Below are 23635 nucleotides of genomic sequence, written 5' to 3'. Positions count from 1 at the left end.
TAACTTCCTCCAACTTTTAATATTCTCTTTCTCCAAAAAGTGCTCTCCCAATTCTAACTATGGTTGCACCTTCTTCTATTGCAATTTGATAATCATTAGTCATTCCCATCGATAATTCGCTTAGTTTTTTAACATTTTGACTCAAATGATCAAATAATTTCTTCAGCTCTTTAAAATATGACCTTAAGCTTTCTTCCTCATCAAGATAAGGTAAAATTGTCATTAAACCTTTTACCTCAAGATTTTCAAATTTTATTATCTTTTGCAAAAAATCTTCAGCATTTTCAGCTTTGATACCAAATTTATTATCATCTTCAGCAATATTAATTTGAATTAAAACAGGAATTATCCTCTCATTTTTTTTGGCTCTTTTGTTAACCTCTTTGGCCAATCTAAAACTATCTATTGATTCAATCATTTTACAGTTTTGCATTCTCATTAAGTATTTTACCTTATTTCGCTGCAGATGTCCAACAAAGTGCCAGTCTATAACTATATCATCCGATTTTAACTCAGCATCTTTTTCTTCCAATTCCTGAACTCTGTTTTCACCAAAAAAGGGAACTCCAAGCTCTTTTAAAGCTTTAATTTCTGCAGCTGATTGGGTTTTGCTGACAGCTAATAATTTAACATCTTCTCTTTTTCTGCCAGAACGTTCTGCTGCTTTTCTTATCTTTTCATCAATTTCTTGGTAGTTTTCTACTATATTTGCTTCACTCATTAAATTAGCCCTCCCTGCCGTAATCAAAATCTTCGGGATTTGTAATTATTTTATCACCGATTTCTACTCCCTCAACAACTGCCGCTTCTTGATTAGAATCAATTACAGTTATTTCCTGGAATTGATACTCATTATAGCCGCTGACCTTTAATACACCCTGTCCACTCGGCTGATTAAAGATCGCCTTCCGAGGTATTACTATCCCTCGATAAATATTTTTTATAAAATTGATATTTACCCGCCTGACATTAATCCAACGGGGTACAAAAAAATCCATTTTTACAAACAAATAATAATTATCCTGATTATCAGCTTTAATATCAATTATTCTGGCTCTCAACATATCCTGAGATTTTTTTTCCTGAACAAAGACTATTTCATTAATTCTAAAGCGATCTGCTTGTGCTCTAGAAGCAGGAACAATTAAATGAAAGTTAAAATTATTGATAATCCTATATAATGCCTCACCTTCATTGATATTTCTGCCTGTAAGTCTGTGTTTATAATTAGCCTTATAATCATCAATTTTATTTAGATCTAAGCTGTCAATTGTGCTGCTGTTAATTGTGTTCTCCAAACCATCAACAGCAAAACTAAGTATACCTGCCTTATGATTATAAATAATTTTTTCTTCATTATTTGCTTTAACTGCAGCTACCTTTTCACCTACGGCAATTCTATCACCTTCAGCTTCAAGAAGATCTGCTCTACCGCTTTTAGGTGTGCTAAAAACTTTTTCGTCTCTAACAACAACTGCATTAGTCCAAAAACCATCAATTATTTCACCTTGAGATGCGGTTATGGTCTCAAATCTGGCTGCACCTAAAATTTGATAGCCAATAATAAAAATAATAATAAAAATAAATAAGAGGAAAAATATTTTGAATTTGGGATAACTTTTATTTTTTGGCATATTATCACCCGGCCATTTATTAAAAACTACAATTCAAATCCTGATGTCGCGCGACATCAGGACCTGGATTAGCTTTTCTTGTTTCTTAAAAACGCTGGTATATCAAGGTCATCTCCAGAAAAACTCTCCATTTCAAATTCTTCTTCTGTTACAGTTTGTTCATCCTTATCTGCACTTCTTTTAGGTGTTCCTGCATCAAAGCCGGTTGCAATTACCGTTACCTTTACCTCCTGATCTAATTCTTCATCAATCACTGCTCCTAAAATTATATTAGCATCTGGATCAGCAACTTCCTGGATCACCCTTGCTGCTTCATTAGCTTCATGGATTCCTAAATCTAAGCCACCGGTTATGTTAAGTAAAACTCCTCGAGCACCATCTATAGAGGCTTCTAAAAGTGGAGAAGCAATAGCCCGTTTAGCTGCATCAGTTGCCCTATTTTCTCCATTGGAAGTACCTATACCCATTAATGCAGAACCTGCATCTGTCATTATTGTTTTAACATCTGCAAAGTCAAGGTTAATGATTCCAGTAATGGTGATCAAGTCAGATATACCCTGTACACCCTGCCTTAAAACATTATCTGCAATTTTAAAAGCATCCATCAAACTTGTCTGCTCTTCAGCAACTTCAAGTAATCTATCATTTGGGATAACAATTAAAGTATCTACTTTCTTTTTTAATTCCTCAATACCTGTAATAGCATTATTCATTCTTGTTTTTCCTTCAACAGTCAATGGTTTAGTTACTACCCCTACGGTTAAAGCACCTTGTTTCTTTGCAGCTTCAGCAACTACCGGAGCTGCACCTGTACCGGTTCCTCCACCCATTCCTGCAGTTATAAAAACCATATCTGCTCCATCAATTGCCTGAGCTATTTCTTCTTCATTTTCTTGAGCAGCTTCCAAACCAATTTCTGGATCTGAACCGGCTCCAAGTCCTCTGGTTATTTTTTGTCCAATTCTAATTGTAACACCTGCATTTGATGACATTAGAGCCTGAGCATCAGTATTAATTGCTACAAATTCTACTCCATCAAGTCCTTCTTCAATCATTCTGTTAACAGCATTATTACCTCCACCACCAACTCCAACAACCTTTATATTTGCAAATTGTTCAATTTCTGTTCCGATATCAAACACTATTTATACCTCCCTGTATAAGGATTATATGTAAATTTAAAAGCTCTTTAAAATCATGTTTAGAAAAATTCACTAAACCAGCTTTTTAATTTACTGAAGAAATTACTTACCACTTCTTTACTGTTTTTACTGCGGGCTGAATTATTCTTAGCATCACTATTATCTATTCCGTACTCTACTAAGCCAACCGCTGTAGAAAATATAGCTCTTGGCACTGTGTCTCCTTTTTTGATATAAACTGGGTTGTCTATTACATTTGAGAGACCACTAACATAATCTGGCTCTCCGATTCTGACTGGAAGCTCTGTAATATTAGAAGCTAATTCTTCAGAATCCTCAAGTAAAGATGCTCCTCCGGTTAATACCATACCTGCAGGAGTTAAATCTCTTGATCCTACTTGATCAAGCTCTTTTTTAACCAGAGAAAAAATCTCACCCATTCTAGGTTCGATTACTTGGGAAAGCATCTTGCGCGAAAGCATTTTTCTTTCCTTACCACTGGCTGATAAAACTTCAATTTTATCATTTTCATCTACCCTTTCTGAAATAACTGAACCATGCATAATCTTTATTTTTTCAGCTTCAGAAACAGGTGTCCTTAAACCAACCGCTATATCATTGCTCACATGATTTCCACCAACAGGTAATACAGATGTGTGGGCAATACTTCCCTCATGAAAGACTATCAAATCAGTTGTTCCTCCCCCAATATCAACCAGAACAACACCTAATTCTTTTTCGTCTTCAGAAAGCACAGCCTGACTTGAAGCAAGCGGCTCAAGCACAACTTCTTCAACACTTAAACCCGCTCTTAAAACACTTTTTACTAAGTTTTGAATAGATGTTGAAACCCCCTTAATAATATGGGTTTCCACCTCTAATCTTATTCCTGACATACCAAGAGGATCCTGAATTCCCGGACTACCATCAACTATAAATTCTCGCGGTAGAACATGCAAAATATCTTCCTCAGAAGATACAGGAATAATTTTCGCCGCATCAAGCACTCTATTTATATCGCTCTCTTTGATTTCTTTTTCCTCTCCAGTGACTGCAACAACACCATGACTGTTGATAGACTTAATATGTGAGCCAGCTATACCTACATAAGCAGAATCCACTTTTTGTCCGGCCATTCTTTCCGCTTTTTGGATAGCACTTTTAATCGCATGAGTTGTTTTATCTATATCTACAACAATACCTTTGCGAAGTCCATTTGAGGGAGCTAAACCAATCCCCACAATTTCGATATTATCTTCTCCACTTACTTCTGCAATTAAAGCACAAATCTTTGTTGTGCCAATATCAAGTCCTGTTACAATTCTTCTCTTCACAACAGTCTACCTCCTTTCTTTGCTAAATAAAATATTTTAAAACAAAATATATTGTGAAAGTAAAATTTTTATTAAATTCTATTGTAAAATATTCAATATAAAAAGCATTTATCCTTTATTATAAAAGTTAAAAGTCAATTAATTTTCTCTATACTGAATAACAGGATGATTTATAACCCTGAGATCAATATAATCAGCCTCTGCTTCCTCTTCTTCAAGTTTATTCAAAATAGATCTTAACAAAGAAAACTTCTCCTCTAATCGTTCAGGAAGTCCAAAATTTACAGTTGTTTCAGCTTCTAAATATAATGTTAAACGCTGATCGCTTGAATTTATTCTTTTAATCCTCTTTAAATACTGATCATCTAATCTAGTTAAAACATTTAACAAATCTTTTTTTGGCTGAGGAAAAAGTAGTTTTTGTTCTGAAAAAAGATAAGCAAAACCTTCTATCTGTGGCAAAAAAACTTCTCTTTCTAAATCCGTTTCTTCTAATATTATTCCATCAGCTGAAAAAATTACTTTTTTTCCATTGTTTTTCAGCCAGGCAGTTGGTCTTCTTTCCTGAATTATAATGTGTATTTTTGACGGGTAGGTTTTTTCGATCTCAAAAGAAGAAATAAACCTATGTTCAAGCAAGCTTTCTGCTAGATCTTCTTTATCGATAAATATTATGTTCTCTCCATAAAATTCGTTTAAATAAGGTCTTAAAGAAGTCCTATCAATTTCTATTCTGGAATGGATAGCAAATTCTCTAATATTAAAAAATGGTGAAAAGACAAAGGATAAAGAGGCTAAGATTATAAACAAAAATGCCAAAATTATAATTTGATATTTTTTATCCATCACTGCCTCCTAATCAATAACTTTATCACAGATTTCATTAACATCTCCAGCTCCGATTGTTATAATTATTTCTCCAGCCTGCAGATTTTCTTTAATCTGAGCTGCGATTTCATCAAAATCAGTCAGATATTTAACCTCAGTCTTGGAATTTTTTTCGATTTGCTCTCTGAATTTCTGCAGTGAAATATTTTCTTTTTTCTGTTCAGAGGCAGAAAAAATATCGGTTAAATAAACAAAATCAGCATCTTTAAAAGAAAAACTAAATTCATTTAAAAATTTCTTTGTTCTGCTAAAGCGATGAGGCTGAAAGACTGCCGTGACTCTAGAATAACCCATCTGCTTTACAGACTTTAAAAGAGCCTTGATTTCAGTTGGATGATGAGCATAATCATCTACAACATCAACCGTTCCAGCATTAATTTTGCCTTTTAATTCAAATCTTCTTCCCACACCTTTAAAGTTTGCTAATGCTTTTTTGATAAATTTTTCTTCAACACCTAATTCTAAAGCAGCTGCTGCAGCTGCTGCTGCATTATATATATTATATTCTCCAGCCAGAGTTAAATTTATTTTCAGCAAAAAATCATCTTCCTTATAAAAATCAAAACTGCTCTTATTTTTATGATATTGAATGTTTTTTACCTGATAATCACCATTTAGCAGAGAAAAAGTTCTGGCTTTTTTTCTGTTTTTAAATAAATTGGCTAAATTTTCATCATCACCATTATATAATATTAAAGCTTTTTTGTCATTCTTATCGGCAAAGCGTTTAAAAATTGCTTTAAATTCAGCTAAATCTTTATAATAATCAGGATGATCTAGTTCTAAATTACTTAAAAGCAGTAAATAAGGGTCGAAATATAAAAATGAGCCATCACTTTCATCAGCTTCAGTAATAAAATATTCTCCTTCTCCATCAGAGATATTCCCTTTTATATCTTCTAAATATCCACCTACCATAATCGCCGGATCTTTTCCGGCAGCAGTCATAATTGCTGCTAAGATTGCAGTAGTAGTTGTTTTGCCATGTGTACCAGCAACAGCAATTGTTTTTTTATTTCTCATCAAATAAGCAAGCATTTCTGCTCTTTCAATTATTTTAATATCCTTTTGCTTGGCAGCAGTAATTTCTGGATTATCTTCAGGAATAGCACTGGTCTTTACTATTAAATCTGCTCCCTTTATATTTTCTTTTTTATGATTTAAATAAATATCGATATCCCTCTCACTTAATAAATCTAAATATTTGCTATTATTTAAATCAGAACCAGAAACCTTATAACCCCGCTGATATAATATTTCTGCAATACCACTCATTGAAACTCCACCAATACCAATTAAATGAATATGACTGTTTTCTTTTAACAAATTAACCACCTAATCTTTAGTTACTATATTATCAATTAAAGTAATAATTTTTTCTAATGAATTCTCATTTGCTAAACTTTTGGCTGCCTGAGACATCTTTTCTAACTTGCTCTGATCATTAAACAGGCTTAGTATTTTTTCTAATAATATTTGCTCTGATAATTCTTCTTCCCTGATTATTATGGCTGCACCTTTGTTTGCTAAGGTTTTTGCATTATAAAGTTGATGCCCTTCTGCTGCTGAAGCCAGCGGGATCAAGATTGAAGGTATAGCACAAAGGGTTATTTCTGAAAGAGCAGTTGCCCCTGCTCGAGAAATAACAAGGTCTGCGGCTGTAAGAGCATATTCCATTTCATTTAAATAAGCAATCACTTTTATTAATCTATTATCTGGATCTATATTATGTTCTTTTAAAGATCTAATAACTTGATCATAATTTTTTTTGCCGGTTAAATGAACTATTTGAAATTCATTATTTTCAGCTGCATGTTGATATATTTTGATTAAATTTTTATTTATAGTTTCAGCTCCCTGACTTCCACCAGTTATTAAAAGCGTCTTTAAACTTTTATCTAAATTTAAAAATTTATAAGCCTTTTCTGGCTCAGCAGCTAATATTTCTTTGCGAACCGGATTACCGGTTAGCTTAATCTTAGCTTTTTTTGCTTTCAAATGTTTTTCAGCTGCGGAAAAATTAAGAAAAATATAATCTACAAATAATGCTAATAGCTTATTTGTTATTCCAGGGTAAGCATTTTGCTCATGGATAATCGTTTTCCTGCCAAGTAATACAGCTGCCATTACAACTGGGCCTGCTGCAAAACCACCTGTACCAATAACCAAATCAGCTTTAAAATTATAGTTTATTTTTAATGCATTTATAAAAGCTTTAAGATTATAAAAAAAGGCTGAAAATATCTGCCAGGAAATCCTGCGTGGTAACTGTCTAGAAGTTAAACCCTGAAATTGATAACCTTTTTGGGGTACTATCTCTGCTTCCATTCTGTGTTTAGAGCCAAGATAAAGTATCTCCCAACCCTTCTTTTTTAATTCATCTGCTATTGCTAAAGCAGGATAAATATGTCCCCCAGTACCACCACCTGTAATAATTGCCTTCATAATTTACCTCATTCCTCTACATAACGAGAAAGATTTAATAATAGTGCTAATGATATTAGATTAACCATCAATGATGTGCCTCCATAACTAATCAGAGGAAGTGTAATACCTGTAACAGGTAAAAGTGAAGTCACAACACCGATATTAATAATAGCCTGGATGACAACCATTGTAGTAACACCAATAGCCAGCATTGAAGCAAAAATATCATCAATTCGAATCGCTATTCTAAAACCTCTCCAGACAATTATAAAGTATAAGGATAAAATAAAAAGAGTACCAATTAAACCAAATTCCTCTCCTAAAACCGCAAAGATAAAATCTGTACCTGGTTCCGGAAGATATAAAAACTTTTGATAGCTGTTACCAGCTCCCACACCTAAAAAGCCACCTGAACCTAAGGCCAATAAAGATTGGATAATATGATAACCACTATCCAGTGGATCTTGCCAGGGATTCAAAAAAGAAAATAATCTTTTGCGGCGATAAGGTTCAATATAAATAAATAGCATAAACAAAGCAGAAGCTGCTAAAGATAGGGTTAAAAACCAGCCTAATTTAATCCCACCAATAAAGATCATCGAACCTGCCAGAGCAGCTATAGTAATTGCAGTCCCTAAATCAGGCTCTAAGATAATTAAAGCAAAAATTATAGAGATTACAATAACAGGTGGAATTATTCCGCTTTTAAATTTCTTCATTTTTTCTTTGTTTTTACTTATATATGCTGCTAAGTAAATAACAGTAGCCAGTTTGGCAAATTCTGATGGTTGAAAACTAAAAGGTCCTATGCTCAACCACCTTCTGGAACCACCAACAACCCTACCGATTCCGGGAATAAGAACCAAAATAAGAGTCAGTAAAGAAAATAACAAAATAGAAGGTGCCAGTTCTTTTATTTTCTTGTAATTTATTTTGTAAGCAATAACCGCTAGAATTGAAGATAGAGCAAGATAAAACAGGTGCCTTTTAAAAAAATAATAACTATCTCCAAACAAAGTATTGGCCCTCACTGAGCTGGCTGATAAAATCATTACCACACCACTAAAAACAAGAGTCAATATTGTAAAAAGTAAGATAAAATCTGGCAGCTTTTTTTTCATTACAGAAATGCTCCTCAATTAAGATTCTTTAAAATATATTTTTTAAATAGCTCTCCTCTTATTTTATAGCTTGCAAACATATCCCAGCTGGGACAGGCAGGAGATAAAAGCAGAGAATTATTTTCATTTAATTTCTCAGCTGCAATTTCAGCTGCTCTTTCTATACCTTCTACTTTATGTATATCTAAGTTTTCTTCTCCTACTAAAGCAGCAAGTTTAGCTGCAGTTTCTCCAATCAGAATTAAAGTGCTAACTTTTTTCTGGATTTCTGCAGCTAATCGACTAAAATCAGCTCCTCTATCCTGACCACCCGCGATCAAAATTATTTCTCTATCTAAGCTTTTTAAGGCATTGAGAGCAGCACTGGGATTGGTGGCTTTTGAATCATCAATAATCAAATAACCTTTTTTATTAGCTATTTTTTCCATCCGATGTGATTTTAATTCATATTGCTCAGCAGCATTTTTTATTTTATCAATACTTTGTCCACTTAAAAAAGCCGCAAGGGCAGCAAAAGCTGTATTTTTTTTATTATGGAGAGCAGATAGTTTTATATCATTAAAATCAATTAATTCAATAATTTTATTTTCGCTTTTTTTCTGTAAAAGAGCTTTATTATTTTCTATTATTAGATCTGCCTTTTTATTTAAGGCTGAAACCGTAAAAACCTCTGCCTTTATTTCGTCTTTTAACTTAGATAAATATTTATCATCAAGATCAATTAAGGCAAAGTCATTTTTGTTTTGCTGACTAAAAATCTTCTTTTTAGCATTTTTATAGTTTTCTTCGCTTTTGTGTCTATCAAGATGATCTGGGCTGTAATTTAAATATAGAGCTATTTTGGGATGAAATTTTTTAACAGCCTCTAACTGAAAAGAACTCACTTCTAAAACTACTAGATCTTCTTTTTTTAATTGATCAACAATTGAGATAAAAGGAATACCAATATTACCGGCAACCTCAACCTTCCTTCCCGGCAAATTATTTAACATTTTTGCCAAAAGATCAGTGGTAGTTGTTTTACCATTAGTTCCTGTAACAGCAATAATATCTGCTTCGGCCATCCTATAGGCAAATTCTATTTCACTGATAGTTTCTATTCCTTTTTTTCTGGCCTCTTTTAGTATTTGCAGATCATAAGGAACTCCCGGACTCAAAATAATTAATTCTGCTGCTAAGATAGCTTTTGTATGACCACCTAGATCAAATTTGATGTCTTTAATTGCTCTTAGTTGCTTAATTAAATCTTTGAGCTCATCACTATTTTTACTATCAGATACAATAATTTTAGCTCCATATTTATTTAAATATTCTACAACTGCCATACCTGTTCTTCTGCTCAAACCAAGCACAGCGATCTTTTTATTCTTTAACTGCAAAAGAATCTAACTCCTTTTTTACTTAAAATTTAATGATTATAAAAATGAACTGAAAGAAAACAAAGCCATGATTATAGTAATTATTACAAAGCGAACCACTATTTTATTTTCAGCAGTACCACCTAACTCAAAATGATGATGAATTGGTGTCATCTTAAAAACTCTTTTCCCACCTGTTATTTTAAAATAAGGAACCTGAATCATTACTGAAAGGGTTTCGATAACATAGATAATCCCAATTATAAGTAAATAAATTTCTGTTCCACTTAATACAGCAGTGGCTCCAAGAAAACCACCAATGGCCAGTGAACCAACATCTCCCATAAAAATTTCTGCTGGATAACTATTAAACCATAAAAAAGCTGTACAGCAGCCTGCCATGATTAACATCATAATCATCAACTGCTCTAAGGCCAGCAAATAAAATATTGCAGCAAAACTCAAGCAAACTATAACAGTCACTGAAGCAGCTAAACCATCTAAACCATCAGTAAGGTTAACAGCATTAGCGCTACCAATCACCACAAATAAGCTCAAAACAAATCTCAGCATATTGTTCAACTCTATACTTCCCCAAAAGGGTAATAAAAGAGCTGGAGTCTGAGTAAAATTGATTAAAACTACTGCAGCAATTAAAGCTGCTAAAAATTGCAAAAATAATTTCTGCCAGGCTTTTAAACCTAAAGAACGGGAAAATTTAATTTTTAAAAAATCATCTAAAAAACCCGCCAGTCCCATTAGAAAAGTTATTACTAAAACTGCAGCTGTATTTAGATTTAAATCTACTAAAAATAAGGCTATAAGCAGAAAAGTAAAAATAATCATCAAGCCACCCATGGTAGGAATACCCGCCTTTTTAAGATGACTTTGAGGACCATAGTCTCTAATCTGCTGGCCAAAATTAATATTTTTTATAAATTTTATAAATAGATTACCAGCTGCAATAATAATTACAATCGGTAATAGAAAAGCTTTTATATAAATCATTTAATTATTAAGCTCCTTAAATTATAATCCTGCAACTATTTTTTCCATTTGATTTGATCTTGAACCCTTAACAAGCAGAAGATCATCCTTTTTCAAATTATTTTTTAAATATTTTAAAGCACTATCTTTATCAGCAAAAGAATATATTTTATCAGCTGCCATCGCTGATTTTCTTGCTCCTTCAGCAATTAACTCAGCAATCTCACCAACAGTAATTAAAAGATCTAAATCTTGTTCAGCTATATATTCTCCTATTTCAAGATGAGCTTGCTTTTCCATTGCTCCTAATTCAAGCATCGAAGCTAAAACAGCAATTTTCCTCTTAGCTTTCATTTCTAGCAAAACATCAACTGCTGCCCTAACAGAAATAGGGTTAGCATTATAGCTGTCATTAATCACAACAGCTCCATTTGCTAGCTGTTTAATATCCATTCTCAAATCGGAAAACTCTATTTTATTTAAACCTGCCTGAATGCTTTCAACACTCATTCCATTTAAAAAAGCAACTGCAATAGCTGCTAGAGCATTATAAATATTGTGCTTGCCGGCTTTATTTAAATAAAATTTAATTTTTTCTCCCTGCCACTTAAGCTTAAACTCTAATTGATTTAAATTATTGTTAAATTTATTTTCAATCACCTGCAGATCTGCTCCAGCCGAAAAACCGAAGCTGATAACTCTGGCCCTGCAATTTTCTGCCATCTTTTTGGTATATTTATTATCATAATTTAAAATTGCCACTGCAGATTGATCTAAAGCATCAAGCAGCTCTCTTTTAGCTAAAGCCACGTTTTCAATCGATCCCAGCTGCTCAATATGAGCAGGTCCAACATTTGTTATAATAGCTATTTGTGGTTGGGCCAGCTCTGCTAATAATTTTATTTCTCCAAAGCCGCTCATTCCCATTTCTAAAACTGCAAACTCATCTTCAGAACAAAGCCTCAGTAGGGTTAAAGGTAAGCCAATCTGATTATTATAATTACCTAAAGTTTTTAAAGTTTTATATTTTTGAGCTAGAACTGCTGCAGTCATATCTTTTGTACTTGTTTTGCCAGCACTTCCAGTAACAGCAGCTACCTTTAAATCTTTAAACTGCATTCTGTAATAATGAGCAATATCCTGTAATGCTTTAGTTGTATCAGCAACTTTTATAACTGCGAGTTCTTCATGATCAATAATCGGTCGATCTACAATAACTGCTTTTGCTCCATTTTGCAGAGCTGATTCTATAAATTGGTGACCATCATTATTTTCCCCGATAATTGCTATAAAAAGATCACCTTCTTTTACCTCTCTGCTGTCTATAGCTATCTCTTTTATTTTAGTTTCTGCTTTGCCTTTAATTATTTCCCCGGAAGCTGCCTCTGCAATTTGGGCTAAAGTTAAACATTCCATAATTAGCTGCTTCGCTCCTTTAAGGCTTGATATGCTACCTTTCTATCATCAAGCTCAATTTTTTTATCCTTTATTACCTGATATTTTTCATGTCCTCTCCCTAAAATTAATACTATATCATCTTTTTCAGCAAAATTTACTGCTTCAGCTATAGCTTTTTTGCGGTCAGCTATTACCTTATAATTGGAAAAAGATTGACTAAAACCAGCTTTTATCTCCTTTAAGATCAATTCTTCCCCTTCAGAACGTGGATTATCATTAGTTAAAAAAACATAATCAGCCATATCTTCTGCTAATTTTGCCATTACCGGTCTTTTAGAACGATCCCTATCTCCTCCACAACCAAATAAGACAATTAATCTATTTTTAGTTATTGCTTTAGCTGCAGTTAAAACATTTTCCATTCCATCAGGAGTATGGGCATAATCTACTATCAACTGGAAGTCCTGACCTGCATCAATCAGCTCAAATCGGCCTGGAACTCCTTCAATTACCTCTAAACTGCTGACAATATCATCTATTTCAAGGCCCAGTAAAAAAGTGCTTAAAACTGCAGCCAGTGAATTGTAGATATTAAAAAGACCACCAAGTTTCAGCTGAAAGTCTCTTTTAATTAAACCTCCACTTTGATACTGCAGAGAATTTTGGCTTAGCTTATAATTTTGGCAGTATAAATCAGCACTTCGATCTTTTAAACTATATATATAATTCTCTGCCTTTGATTTTTCCAGCATAAAGTTGGAATTTTTATCATCAAGATTAATTACAGCAGATGCATCTTTGCTCAATTGAGAAAAAAGCTTTGATTTCGCCAGCCTGTAATTTTTTAAATCTTTATGATAATCAAGATGTTCTGGACTTAAATTAGTAAAAACTGCTAGAGAAAAATCCATCTGATAAACCCGATAAAGATCAAGGGCATGAGAAGATACTTCCATAACAATATATTTAACACCTGCATTTTTTGCTTGAGAAAAATAGCGGTATAAATCCAAAGATTCGGGGGTGGTTCTATCTGCCTCAATTTCTTGACCAGCAATAATATTTTTAACAGTTCCAAACATTGCTGTTTTAAAAGAGTTTTTACTTAAAATATTGTAAATTAAATATGCTGTTGTTGTTTTACCATTAGTCCCTGTGATCCCTATTAAATCAAGATCTGCCAGTGGATCAGAAAAAAAGTTTTTAGCAAGTACAGCCATTTCTTTGCGCGTGTTTTCTACTTTAATATATGTTATACCCGGATAATAATTTGCTAATTCTCTATCAACAATAACAGCAGCTGCACCTTTTTTAACAGCTTCTTCAATATAATCATGTCCATCAACATTAAAACCTCTGATGGCTATGAAAAGATCATTAGCTTCTATTTTACGTGAATCATATTGCAAATTAGAAATATTAAGCTGAGGCTGACCCATTATAATTTTATGTTCTATTCCTTTTAAAATTTGCTTTAATCTCATTAAACTTCCTCCCAAGAATAAGAATAGCTTACTGCAATTTCAAGCTGATAACCTGGTCTGTTTTAATTCTTCTCCCTGGGTAGACCGATTGTCCGATTACCTTACCACTACCACTAGAGGAAATTTTTAGACCTCTTAAAGCAGCTAATTCTTTTACTGCTTCTAATTCCATTCCTCTGAAGTCGGGAACCGGGATTAAAACATTATAATTTTCAACTTTATCATCAAAAAGCCAGACAGTAGAATTTTTATTTACTAATGCACCTGCTTTTGGAAGTTGATCAATAATTTTATCTCCATCTCCCTGTATTTTAACATTAAATCCCTTTTCTCTCAAGCTTTGTTCTGCTTCAAATTTACTTAAATTTCTTATTTCAGGTACAGTTAATTTTTCATCACTAAGTTCATATCCTGGCTGTTGAGTAAAATCAGGTTTAACATCTAAATAACTTAAAATATTTTCACCAAGATTTCTGAATACTGGAGCAGCAGTCTGACTTCCATAATAAGTGTCTCCTGTTATATCATATAAAATAACTAAGACAGTAAGATCAGTATTTTCTGTCGGCACTATCCCCACAAAAGAAGCATCATAAAGATCTTCATTATAGTGTTGAGCAGTACCTGTTTTACCTGCTATTTCATAACCTTCGATTGCAGCTTGAGTACCTGTACCATTCAATACTGTTTGTTTTAAGAGTTCTCTAGTTTTATTGGCGGTCTGCTCAGAAATAACCTGACGAACAACTGATGGCTCATTGATAAGATTGCTTTGTTCTGCTCCTCTATCAACCTCTTTGACCAATCTGGGCTGCATTAATTTGCCTCCATTGGCAACTGCAGATACTGCAGATGCTAATTGGATGGGAGTCACGGAAAGACCATGCCCAAATGAGAAGGTCGCCAATTCTACTTCACCAATTCTATTGTATTCCGGTAAAAGCCCATCTGCTTCTGCGGGAAGTCTAATAGAACTTCTCTTGCCAAAGCCAAAGGCATCGATATAGGAATAAAAAGTATCTTTCTCCATTTTTAAAGCGACTTCTACAAAACCCGGGTTACAGGAAGTTTTTACAACATTTGCAAAGGTATGAGCACCATGACCTCTATCACTCCAACAGCTTATCTCATGTCTTCCAACATAAATATGACCGGGATCAGTTAAAATATCATTCTCACTAATTACCCCTTCTTCTAAAGCTGCTGCGGTAGTAATTATTTTAAAGGTTGAGCCAGGTTCAAAAACATCATTGATGGCCCGATTGCGCCAGTTTTTCTCCGGATAATTATTAAAATTGTTGGGATCATAGGTGGGGGTATTAGCTAAAGCCAGAACATCTCCATTCTGAGAGTCCATTACAATTATTGATCCCCCAGAAATATCAAAGTTCTCTTCTGCTAGCTTGAGTTCTCTTTCCGCGAAATATTGAATTACCTGATCAATTGTTAAATGGAGGTTATGACCATTTTGGACAGGAACTGATTCTCTGATACCCGCTGGGATTGGTTTACCAGCTGCATCTCTTTCTACAGCCATTCTGCCCTCTTTACCAACCAAGTAATTATTATAGGAAAGTTCTAAACCACTTAAACCATTATTATCAATACCAGTAAAACCAATTATATGTGATGCTAATTCTCCTTCAGGATAATGTCTTTTGCTTTCATCAATAAAAATTATTCCTGGTATATCTCTGGCTAATAATTCTTCATGTAATTGATCATTTATTTTCCTCTGCAAAAAAATAGCTGCAGCATCTGAGGTGATTCTTCTATAGATAGTATCATAATTTACATCCAATAATCCTGCTAATTCCTGGGCGGTTTTTTGGGGGTCTATAATACTATCCGGCAGTGCAACTACAGTTTTAGCCGCTAAACTAACTGCAAGTTTTCTGCCGGTATTATCATAAATTATTCCTCTTTCAGAATTAACTACAAATTCTCTCATTCTTTGATTTAAAGCCCGATCCTTATATTCTGCACTATTAATAACTTGAATCCATAATAAGCGGAAAGCAATAATGACAAATAGTAAAAAAATAACTGCAAAATAAAACATTGCCCTATTTTTGATACTTTCTTTAAAATCTTGCAATTGTCTTCCTCCTAATCAATTGACTCAGCCTGGACTGTCATGATTCTAGCTACTATTCTATCATAAATACGAGCCAATAAAAACTGTTCTTGAGGAATATCTGCAACAAAATTTTCTTCAACTTCGATTTGATCATTATATACCAGATATTCTCTATTTTTTGCTTCTACCATATTCAATTCATTTTTAGCTATTCTCTCTATTTGTGATAATGAGGTTTTTTGAGCAAGATTAAGTGTTAATTTTTGATTTTCGGCTTGAATGCTCTCTAACCTTCTTTCTAATTCTAAAAGCTCATAATTAGCTTGATTAATTTTTAAAGTTTGAGAAATAAATAATATAATAGAAATGCTGACTAATAACAAAAATATTATGTAGATAATGCTAAAAGCCTGTTTTTTTAAATCAAAAATTCCATAAGAAGAGCTGTCTAAATATTTATGCTGATAATTCAAATTATCATAACTTTTCTGATACATAATCTTACCTCCTTGAAACTAAATTTTCTCTGCAGCTCTCAACTTTGCACTCCTTGCCCTTGGGTTTTCTTCTACTTCCTTCTTTTTAGCTTCAATTGGACTTCTGGTAATTACTTTGACTTGAGCAACTTTATCACAAACACAGATTGGAAAATCAGGTGGACAGCTACAATCTTTGGCTAATTCCCTAAAACTATGTTTAACGATTCTATCTTCTAAAGAGTGAAAACTGATAATAACAATTCTACCACCTTTGTTTAAATAAGAGACACTTTTGTTAATCAAATTCTGCAGCTGCTTTAATTCATCATTAGTAGCGATCCTTAAAGCCTGAAAAGTTCTTCTTGCAGGATGGCCTCCACCCCGTCTAGCTCCTTTTGGAATTGCAGCTTTGATTATTTCAACCAAATCAGAGGTCCTTTCGATTTCTTCATCTTCTCTAGCTTCAACTATAAATTCAGCAATTCGAACTGCCCAATTTTCTTCTCCATAATCACTAATAATTTTTATCAATTCTTCTCTACTATAATTATTTACAATATCTGCTGCAGTTAGTCTCTGCTTTTGATTCATTCTCATATCAAGTGGGCCATCTTTTTGATAACTAAATCCTCTTTCTGCATTATCAAGCTGTGGAGAAGAAACACCCAGATCAAATAACATGCCATCTAGCTTAGAAATTGAATGTTTAGCTAATAGTTTATCAAAATCCTGAAAATTAGCATGTTCTAATATTAGGGAAGAATTTTCTGCTTGTTTTTCTCGCACAGCTTGTATTGCCTCTAGATCCCGATCGATAGCAATTAATTTACCCTGCTGAGATAAATGTTTTAAAATTTCGAAACTGTGGCCACCCCGCCCCAGGGTGCCATCTAAATAAACTCCGTCTTCCTTTATATTTAAATACTTTATTGCCTCATTTAATAAAACTGCTTTATGTTCAAAACTCATATTTAGTCCCTTCTAGATCCCTAGTTCTTCCATTGCATCTGCAATATCTTCATAAGAATCTTCTACATCTTCCATATATATATCCCATTTTTCTTTAGCCCAGAGTTCGATTCTATTTGCCAGGCCAATGATAACAATCTCATGTTCAAAATCTGCGTAGTCTCTTAAATTTATAGGTAGGGAAACTCTTCCCTGTTTATCTAGATTACATTCATTTGCACCGGAAAAGAAAAAACGAACAAAATTTCTGGCATTTTTGCTTGTCATAGGTAGGGAAGTTAATTTTTCTTCTAATTTTTTCCATTCACCCATCGGATAGAGAAACAGACAATTATCCAGGCCGCGAGTTATTACAAAGTCCTCACTCAGCTCTTCTCTAAGCTTAGAAGGAATTATTAAACGACCTTTATTATCCATATTATGTGTAAATTCTCCCATAAACATAATATCACTTCCCACTTTCTACCCTTTTACTCCACTTAACACCACTTAATAACTACATTCTTCATAAATTAAAAAAATCCTTTAAAAATCCAAAAATTTTTTAAAAAAAATTGGATTTAAAAGGATATTTATAAAAAATAAGACTTATTTTATAAATTTTTTTCTTTTTTTCAGAAAATAAATCTTTTTTTGCTATTTTTCAGCAAAAACTCACCTTTTAAAGATGAGTTTAAGCAAAGATATTATTCATCATTTTTCAAATATAACTTTCTGGCTCGTGATATTTTATCAAAACCAAATTTTCTTTTTATATCATCGATTGTATTGTCCAGATTATCATTTTCTGCCTCAAATAAATTTAACTGCTTTTGTTGAGAATCATGTAAATTACTAACTCCAATTCCAAGCAGGCGAACCGGCTCAGCAAAGAGATTATCTTTTTTTATCAGTTCTTGAGCAATTTGATAAATGTTTTTTGTACTGTCAAGAGAAAATTTAAATGATTTTTGTCTGCTGATAGTTTTAAAATCAGCATATCTTAGCTTGATAAAAACGGTGTTACCACTTAATGAATTGCTGTGGAGGCGAAAAGATATTTTTTCGCTCATTTTAAATAAATAGGCCAGTAATTGCTCAGCATCTTCGATATTTTCAGCAAAAGTTTCTTCATGGCTGATAGATTTGATTTCATTTTTACTTTCAACTACCCTGTCATCTATACCTCTAGAAAGATAATATATTTTGACACCAGCTCTACCAAATCGCTTTTGTAATTCTTCTAAAGAATAAGGCCAGATATCTTTAACCTTCTCAATTCCCAGTTCATTCAATTTTTTAGCAAAACTATCACCAATACCCCAGATCTTTTTTATGTCTAGATCTGCCATGGTTTTTTTAATATCTGCTGTTTTAATTACCGTTAAACCATCAGGTTTTTCAAAATCTGAAGCAAGTTTAGCTAAAAATTTATTAACCGATAGCCCAATAGAAATTGTTAAATCTGTGTTTTTTTTAACATCCTTTTTAATCTTCTCGGCAATTTCTAGGGGACTGCCATAAAGGCGTTGGCAGCCTTTAATATCCAAAAAAGCTTCATCAATAGATATTTTTTCGACCAAAGGGGTATATTTCTTTAAAAGAAAAAACAGTTCTTTAGAAACTTCTTTATATAATTCGTGGCGGGCCGGCAGATAGATCCCATCTGGACATAACTGCTTGGCTTGAGCAACCGGCATTGCTGAATGAACACCAAACTCCCTTGCTTTATAAGAAGCAGTTGAAACCACACCTCTATTACTTAAACTCTTCCCACCAATAATTACGGCTTTGCCTTTGAGATCAGGATTTTCCCTCATTTCTACTGCAGCAAAAAAGGCATCCATATCTGCATGAATTACACTTAGTTCATCCATTTTATATATCTCTATTCATAGCTTGTTCTATCATCTTATCTAAAAGCTTTTGATAAGGAAAACCACTTTCTTTAAAAAGCAGAGGATACATGCTAAAGTTTGTAAAACCGGGCATAGTATTGATTTCATTAACCAAAACTTCTTCATCTTCAGTCAAGAAAAAATCAATTCTGGCCATTGAATCTCCCCCAACTGCATTAAATGCTCTCAGTGCAAGTGAATTTATTTCTTCTCTAAACTTAGCTTCTATCTCAGCTGGAATAATCAGCCTGGTTTTTTCATCTTGATATTTAGCTTTATAATCGTAAAAATCATGTTGAGCAATAATTTCTCCGGGCACAGATACTCTTATCTCACCATTTAATGAAATTAGGGATGCCTCTATTTCCCTAGCTTTAACAAAGTTTTCTATTATAATTTTATTATCATAACTAAAAGCAGAATTTACTGCTTCAGCGAAAATATCTTTGCCATTGACTTTGGTGATACCTATACTGGAGCCCATATTTGCCGGTTTCACAAAAAAAGGCAGACCCAGTTTTTCTTTCAATTTTTGATATAGTTTTTTATTTTTTTCTTGCTGATATTGCTGCTTTTTTAAGACCTCAAACTTTGTTTGAGGGATATCATGGTAAGCAAATAATTTTTTCATCAGCTCTTTATCCATAGAAACAGCTGAAGTTCTTAAATTACAACCAACATAGGGTATATTTAAGATATCAAAAAAACCCTGAATCTTACCATCTTCTCCAAAAGGTCCATGTAAAACAGGAAAGGCTAAGTCAATTTTTTTCTGCAGAAAATCAATAACTTCTAAGGGGAACAACTCCCTATCTTTTTGATCAGGAATAGTCTCTATTTTACTATCTAGATACTGCTGAGATTTTTCGGTTTTAAACCATCTTCCTGTTTTAGATATTGCAAAAGGAAAAATATTATATTTGCTTTTATCCAGATTATTATATATTGAACGGGTGGAAAGAATAGAAACTTCATGCTCAGCTGATCTTCCCCCATAAACTAAGGCAATATTTATTTTAGAAGTAGACAATATAATTCTCCTTTCTTAAAAGTCACTTTCAAATCTGCTGCTACTTATTAAAATAATCGATTTTCATTACTTCTCTAACCTTTTCTAAGGTAAGAGCAGCTTCTTTTCTGGCTCTTTTAGTACCCTTTTGAATTATCTCCTCGATTAATTGCGGGTTTTCTAAATATTTTTTTCTTCTTTCCCTCATCGGATCTAAAAATAGATTTAATTTTTTGGCCATTCTTTTCTTACAGGCAACACAACCTATGGTACCGGCTCTACATTTGCTGGCAATTTCCTCTGATTCTTCTTTATTAAAGGCTTCATGATAATGAAAAACTGTACAAACTTCTGGATGACCAGGATCATCTTTATGTATTCTAGCAGGATCAGTTTTTGCTTTCATTATTTTTTTATTTACTTCTTCTACAGAATCAGATAAATAAATAGCATTATTTAAACTCTTACTCATTTTGCTTTTGCCGTCTATACCCATTAAACGAGGAAAATCACTGATTAATGCCTTTGGTTCTGGAAATACCTCTCCATATAGATTGTTGAATTTGCGAACAATTTTTCTTGTTTGTTCTATATGAGGTATTTGATCTTCTCCTACCGGAACTAAATTAGCTCTACAAAAGGAAATATCTGCTGCCTGACTAACAGGATAACCCAAAAATCCATAAGTCATGTCCTTATATCCATATTGATCTGCTTCAGACTTGATGGTTGGGTTATGGCGGAGCTGATTAACAGTAACCAACATTGAGAAAAATATCGTTAATTCAGCAATTTCAGGTACCATTGACTGAACAAAAATGGTTGTTTTTTCTGGATCTATCCCTGCTGCTAAATAATCTCTGGCAACCTGTCTAACATCTTCTCCTAATTTTTCAGGCTTTTCAAAGTTGGTGGTTAAAGCCTGCACATCAGCAATAATTAAAAAGGTATCATATTCTTCCTGCAGTTCCACCCTATTCTGCAGACTACCAACATAATGTCCTAAATGAAGTCTGCCGGTTGGTCTATCTCCGGTTAAAATTCTTTGTTTTTCTTTATTTGACAATTTAATCACCCTTTATTTAGTTAAATTTACTTGAATTTAAAAATAAATTCTGTTAATATATAATAAATAGTATTAATAATTATTATTTGTTTCAAAAGGAGGTTATTATGGCTAAACAAACGAGGATGACAAAACAGCGCAAAGCCATTTTGAAAGTTCTTAAACACACGGACTCTCATCCAACTGCCGACTGGATTTATGAAAAAGTCAGGGAAGAAATTCCTAATATCAGTCTTGGAACAGTTTACAGGAATCTAAATGTCCTTGCAGAACTGGGAAAAATCAATGTGCTAGATTATGGCAGTAATCAAAGCCGCTATGATGGTAAATCAGATCATCACTATCATTTCCACTGTGAAAAATGTGGCAATGTTTATGATTTAGAAATCGATTTAGGTACTAACTTAAATAATAAGATAAATGAAGAAACCCAATTTATTGCGGAAAATCACCGCCTTGAATTTAGTGGTATCTGCCACGAATGTCAGCAAAAAAACTAATCTTTTTTAATTTCATTTTTAGCTAATGAATCAACTCTTTCGTTATATTCATCTCCACTATGACTTTTAACTTTTTGAAATTCAAGCTGATAATCGGAAATCAATTTATCAAGATGTTGCCATAGATCTCTATTGGCAACATTTTTTTTTGCAGAAGTTTTCCAACCATTACTTCTCCAGGTATTAAGCCATTTGCTCAAACCTTTTAAAACATAGGTAGAATCACTAAAAATTTCTACACTACTGCCTTTGGGAATTCTCTTCAAGCCTTCAATAACAGCTTTTAATTCCATTCTGTTATTAGTGGTATCCTCTGCTGAGCCGCTAATTTGATCTAATTCTTCTTCACCATTCTCTAAAATTATGGCTGCATAACCACCTGGCCCCGGATTACCAGAACAGGCACCATCTGTATAGAGCTGATATTTTTTTGCTTCTCTAATTTTATTCTTTGAGCTCGTCTTTTCTTTAGCTGCTTCATTCTCAAACTCATAGCTTTCAAGTATTTCTGCAGCTCTTCTGAGATGAGGAATTACTATCGAACCTCCAACAAGCAAAGCAACATTAAATGCTTCATAAATTTCTTTTTTGCTCCAGCCTGCTTCAGCTGCATTTACTAAATGATATCTAATACAGTCATCACATCTTAAAACTAAAGATGCGGTTAAACCCAATAGTTCTTTTGTTTTTGCAGAAAGTTCACCCTCTGCATAAACTTTATTATCCAGATTAAAAAATCGCTTGGTATTTAAATCTCCTTCTTCTAGAATAACTTTATTCATCTTTTCTCTAAATTGATCAAATTCTTCTTGTTCTGTCATTATCTCACCTCAAATTGATGTAATATAATCTAAAATAAGCAGAGCAATCAACAAAATAGTTGAGTAATAATATAATTTACGCGAAAAAGATACTAGCTTATATTTTTTCTTAGCAGATAAAAGATCAGCTTGCTTTTTTACTTTGTTCATCACATATGGTAATGATATATATAATAATAGAAAAAGTATATTATTAAAATATGAAAATATTAAAGCAAATGAGGCATAAATCAAGAGCAGTAGAAGCTTAAATCCTTTCAGTGAATACTTGTTGTTATGCTGACTAACCCATCTTAAGTTTATTATAAATAAAGCAACAGGAAGTGAAAGTAAAATAACAGCAAGATTAAATTCAGCACTATGAATAATATATGAAATAGAAATTAACATTGGTCCACTCAGTAAACCGATAATAAATTCATCAAAATAACTATCGATAATTTTTATCTGAAGGAATATATAAAGTATAAATAATAGCAAAGATATAATAATTACAATAAATAATAGATTAGAAATATTTAAGCTTAAAAAAACCAATGTTAAAGTCAACAAAGAAAAAATAACAGCAATTAAAAATAGTTCTTTTTTCTCAATCTCTAAATGCTCTGCAGCAACTTGTTTTTTATTTTTTAAAAAGTGAAGCTGATAAATAAATTTATAGAGATTAGCTTTATCAAAAAAATATTGAATCCAGCTGTTAGCTGCTATAATAAAAACTAAGAGGGCAAATATAGTAATAAATAAATAAAAAATATTAAATTGTGAGCTTAAATTAAAAGATAAAGCAGCACCAAGAAAAATAGGCAATAAAATATCCAACCAGAGGTCTTTTAAACTTAAATAATATAATTTATAACTTAAGGTATTTTCTTTAATAGACATTTACTCAATTATCTCCTATTATTTTATATTATGATTAGAATCCGGACAGCTTATGCTATCCGGATTCTATTTTAAAATATTTTTTTGTTCTTAAAATCAAAGAACTATTTTTGAATACTCTTTAAATAATCTTTAACCTCAGCAACAGATTTAAGTTCTAATACTTTTTCAGCCTTTTG

The 23635-nt window shown here is 32.8% G+C and carries 22 protein-coding genes and 1 pseudogene; 1 reads left to right on the top strand and 22 read right to left on the bottom strand.

What is annotated here, in order from left to right:
* Window positions 1-16: 16 nt before the first annotated feature.
* The 19 genes from LJ207_RS05350 to trpS all read right to left on the bottom strand — a co-directional run bounded on the left by LJ207_RS05350 (window position 17) and on the right by trpS (window position 21253).
* Window positions 17-721: a YggS family pyridoxal phosphate-dependent enzyme gene (locus LJ207_RS05350; RefSeq protein ID WP_229344829.1), complete on the bottom strand. Its 705-nt coding sequence runs from the start codon at window positions 719-721 to the stop codon at window positions 17-19.
* Window positions 722-725: 4 nt separating this feature from the next.
* On the bottom strand, window positions 726-1634 hold the full coding sequence (locus tag LJ207_RS05345) for a biotin/lipoyl attachment domain-containing protein (RefSeq protein WP_229344827.1): 909 nt from the start codon (window positions 1632-1634) through the stop codon (window positions 726-728).
* A 68-nt stretch (window positions 1635-1702) separates the two neighbouring features.
* Window positions 1703-2776: a cell division protein FtsZ gene (gene ftsZ, locus LJ207_RS05340; protein ID WP_229344826.1), complete on the bottom strand. Its 1074-nt coding sequence runs from the start codon at window positions 2774-2776 to the stop codon at window positions 1703-1705.
* A gap of 59 nt (window positions 2777-2835) precedes the next feature.
* Window positions 2836-4110 carry a cell division protein FtsA gene (ftsA, locus tag LJ207_RS05335; protein ID WP_229344824.1) on the bottom strand — a complete coding sequence of 425 codons (1275 nt, stop codon included), beginning with the start codon at window positions 4108-4110 and terminating at the stop codon, window positions 2836-2838.
* 138 nt (window positions 4111-4248) lie between these two features.
* Window positions 4249-4956, bottom strand: coding sequence for a cell division protein FtsQ/DivIB (locus LJ207_RS05330; protein WP_229344822.1), 708 nt, complete (start codon window positions 4954-4956; stop codon window positions 4249-4251).
* A 9-nt stretch (window positions 4957-4965) separates the two neighbouring features.
* Window positions 4966-6324, bottom strand: a complete 1359-nt coding sequence (murC, locus tag LJ207_RS05325; protein ID WP_255666768.1) for a UDP-N-acetylmuramate--L-alanine ligase — start codon at window positions 6322-6324, stop codon at window positions 4966-4968.
* Between the two features lie 9 nt (window positions 6325-6333).
* A complete protein-coding gene (gene murG / locus LJ207_RS05320) occupies window positions 6334-7443 on the bottom strand; it encodes an undecaprenyldiphospho-muramoylpentapeptide beta-N-acetylglucosaminyltransferase (protein ID WP_229344818.1) in 1110 nt (369 codons plus the stop codon).
* Window positions 7444-7451: 8 nt separating this feature from the next.
* A complete protein-coding gene (gene ftsW, locus LJ207_RS05315) occupies window positions 7452-8546 on the bottom strand; it encodes a putative lipid II flippase FtsW (protein ID WP_229344817.1) in 1095 nt (364 codons plus the stop codon).
* A gap of 14 nt (window positions 8547-8560) precedes the next feature.
* Entirely contained in the window at window positions 8561-9925 is a 1365-nt protein-coding gene (murD, locus tag LJ207_RS05310; protein WP_229344815.1) for a UDP-N-acetylmuramoyl-L-alanine--D-glutamate ligase, read from the bottom strand.
* 36 nt (window positions 9926-9961) lie between these two features.
* Complete coding sequence (mraY, locus tag LJ207_RS05305) at window positions 9962-10912, bottom strand: phospho-N-acetylmuramoyl-pentapeptide-transferase (protein WP_229344814.1); 951 nt, start codon at window positions 10910-10912, stop codon at window positions 9962-9964.
* 21 nt (window positions 10913-10933) lie between these two features.
* Window positions 10934-12307, bottom strand: a complete 1374-nt coding sequence (locus LJ207_RS05300; RefSeq protein WP_229344812.1) for a UDP-N-acetylmuramoyl-tripeptide--D-alanyl-D-alanine ligase — start codon at window positions 12305-12307, stop codon at window positions 10934-10936.
* 2 nt (window positions 12308-12309) lie between these two features.
* Entirely contained in the window at window positions 12310-13773 is a 1464-nt protein-coding gene (locus LJ207_RS05295; RefSeq protein WP_229344811.1) for a UDP-N-acetylmuramoyl-L-alanyl-D-glutamate--2,6-diaminopimelate ligase, read from the bottom strand.
* A gap of 28 nt (window positions 13774-13801) precedes the next feature.
* Complete coding sequence (locus LJ207_RS05290; protein WP_229344809.1) at window positions 13802-15871, bottom strand: PASTA domain-containing penicillin-binding protein; 2070 nt, start codon at window positions 15869-15871, stop codon at window positions 13802-13804.
* A gap of 11 nt (window positions 15872-15882) precedes the next feature.
* Window positions 15883-16350, bottom strand: coding sequence for a cell division protein FtsL (locus LJ207_RS05285; RefSeq protein WP_229344808.1), 468 nt, complete (start codon window positions 16348-16350; stop codon window positions 15883-15885).
* Between the two features lie 18 nt (window positions 16351-16368).
* Window positions 16369-17301, bottom strand: coding sequence for a 16S rRNA (cytosine(1402)-N(4))-methyltransferase RsmH (gene rsmH, locus LJ207_RS05280; protein ID WP_229344806.1), 933 nt, complete (start codon window positions 17299-17301; stop codon window positions 16369-16371).
* A 12-nt stretch (window positions 17302-17313) separates the two neighbouring features.
* A complete protein-coding gene (mraZ, locus tag LJ207_RS05275; RefSeq protein ID WP_229344804.1) occupies window positions 17314-17745 on the bottom strand; it encodes a division/cell wall cluster transcriptional repressor MraZ in 432 nt (143 codons plus the stop codon).
* 242 nt (window positions 17746-17987) lie between these two features.
* Window positions 17988-19157: a DNA polymerase IV gene (locus LJ207_RS05270; RefSeq protein WP_229344795.1), complete on the bottom strand. Its 1170-nt coding sequence runs from the start codon at window positions 19155-19157 to the stop codon at window positions 17988-17990.
* Between the two features lies 1 nt (window position 19158).
* On the bottom strand, window positions 19159-20208 hold the full coding sequence (locus LJ207_RS05265) for a D-alanine--D-alanine ligase family protein (protein ID WP_229344793.1): 1050 nt from the start codon (window positions 20206-20208) through the stop codon (window positions 19159-19161).
* 40 nt (window positions 20209-20248) lie between these two features.
* A complete protein-coding gene (gene trpS, locus LJ207_RS05260) occupies window positions 20249-21253 on the bottom strand; it encodes a tryptophan--tRNA ligase (protein WP_229344791.1) in 1005 nt (334 codons plus the stop codon).
* Between the two features lie 107 nt (window positions 21254-21360).
* Here trpS and LJ207_RS05255 point away from each other — a divergent pair, with 107 nt between their 5' ends.
* On the top strand, window positions 21361-21753 hold the full coding sequence (locus LJ207_RS05255) for a Fur family transcriptional regulator (protein WP_229344790.1): 393 nt from the start codon (window positions 21361-21363) through the stop codon (window positions 21751-21753).
* On the opposite strand, the gene rnhA is transcribed toward LJ207_RS05255, so the two are convergent.
* From rnhA to LJ207_RS05245, 3 genes and pseudogenes are all read right to left on the bottom strand, one after another.
* Window positions 21750-22196, bottom strand: a complete 447-nt coding sequence (gene rnhA, locus LJ207_RS12500) for a ribonuclease HI (protein ID WP_369414163.1) — start codon at window positions 22194-22196, stop codon at window positions 21750-21752. The two genes, LJ207_RS05255 and rnhA, sit on opposite strands and share 4 nt — an antisense overlap.
* A 123-nt stretch (window positions 22197-22319) precedes the next feature.
* Window positions 22320-22535 (bottom strand): annotated as a pseudogene (locus LJ207_RS12495) (carboxymuconolactone decarboxylase family protein); the annotation flags it as partial.
* A 48-nt stretch (window positions 22536-22583) separates the two neighbouring features.
* Window positions 22584-23456 (bottom strand): UbiA prenyltransferase family protein, encoded by an 873-nt coding sequence (locus LJ207_RS05245; RefSeq protein WP_229344786.1) that lies wholly within the window; start codon window positions 23454-23456, stop codon window positions 22584-22586.
* Between the last annotated feature and the right edge of the window lie 179 nt (window positions 23457-23635).

It is taken from the genome of Halanaerobium polyolivorans (assembly GCF_020711195.1).
Taxonomy (GTDB): domain Bacteria; phylum Bacillota; class Halanaerobiia; order Halanaerobiales; family Halanaerobiaceae; genus Halanaerobium; species Halanaerobium polyolivorans.
The sequence above is the reverse complement of the archived record's forward strand: the minus strand, read 5'-3'. Positions and strand labels throughout refer to the sequence as shown.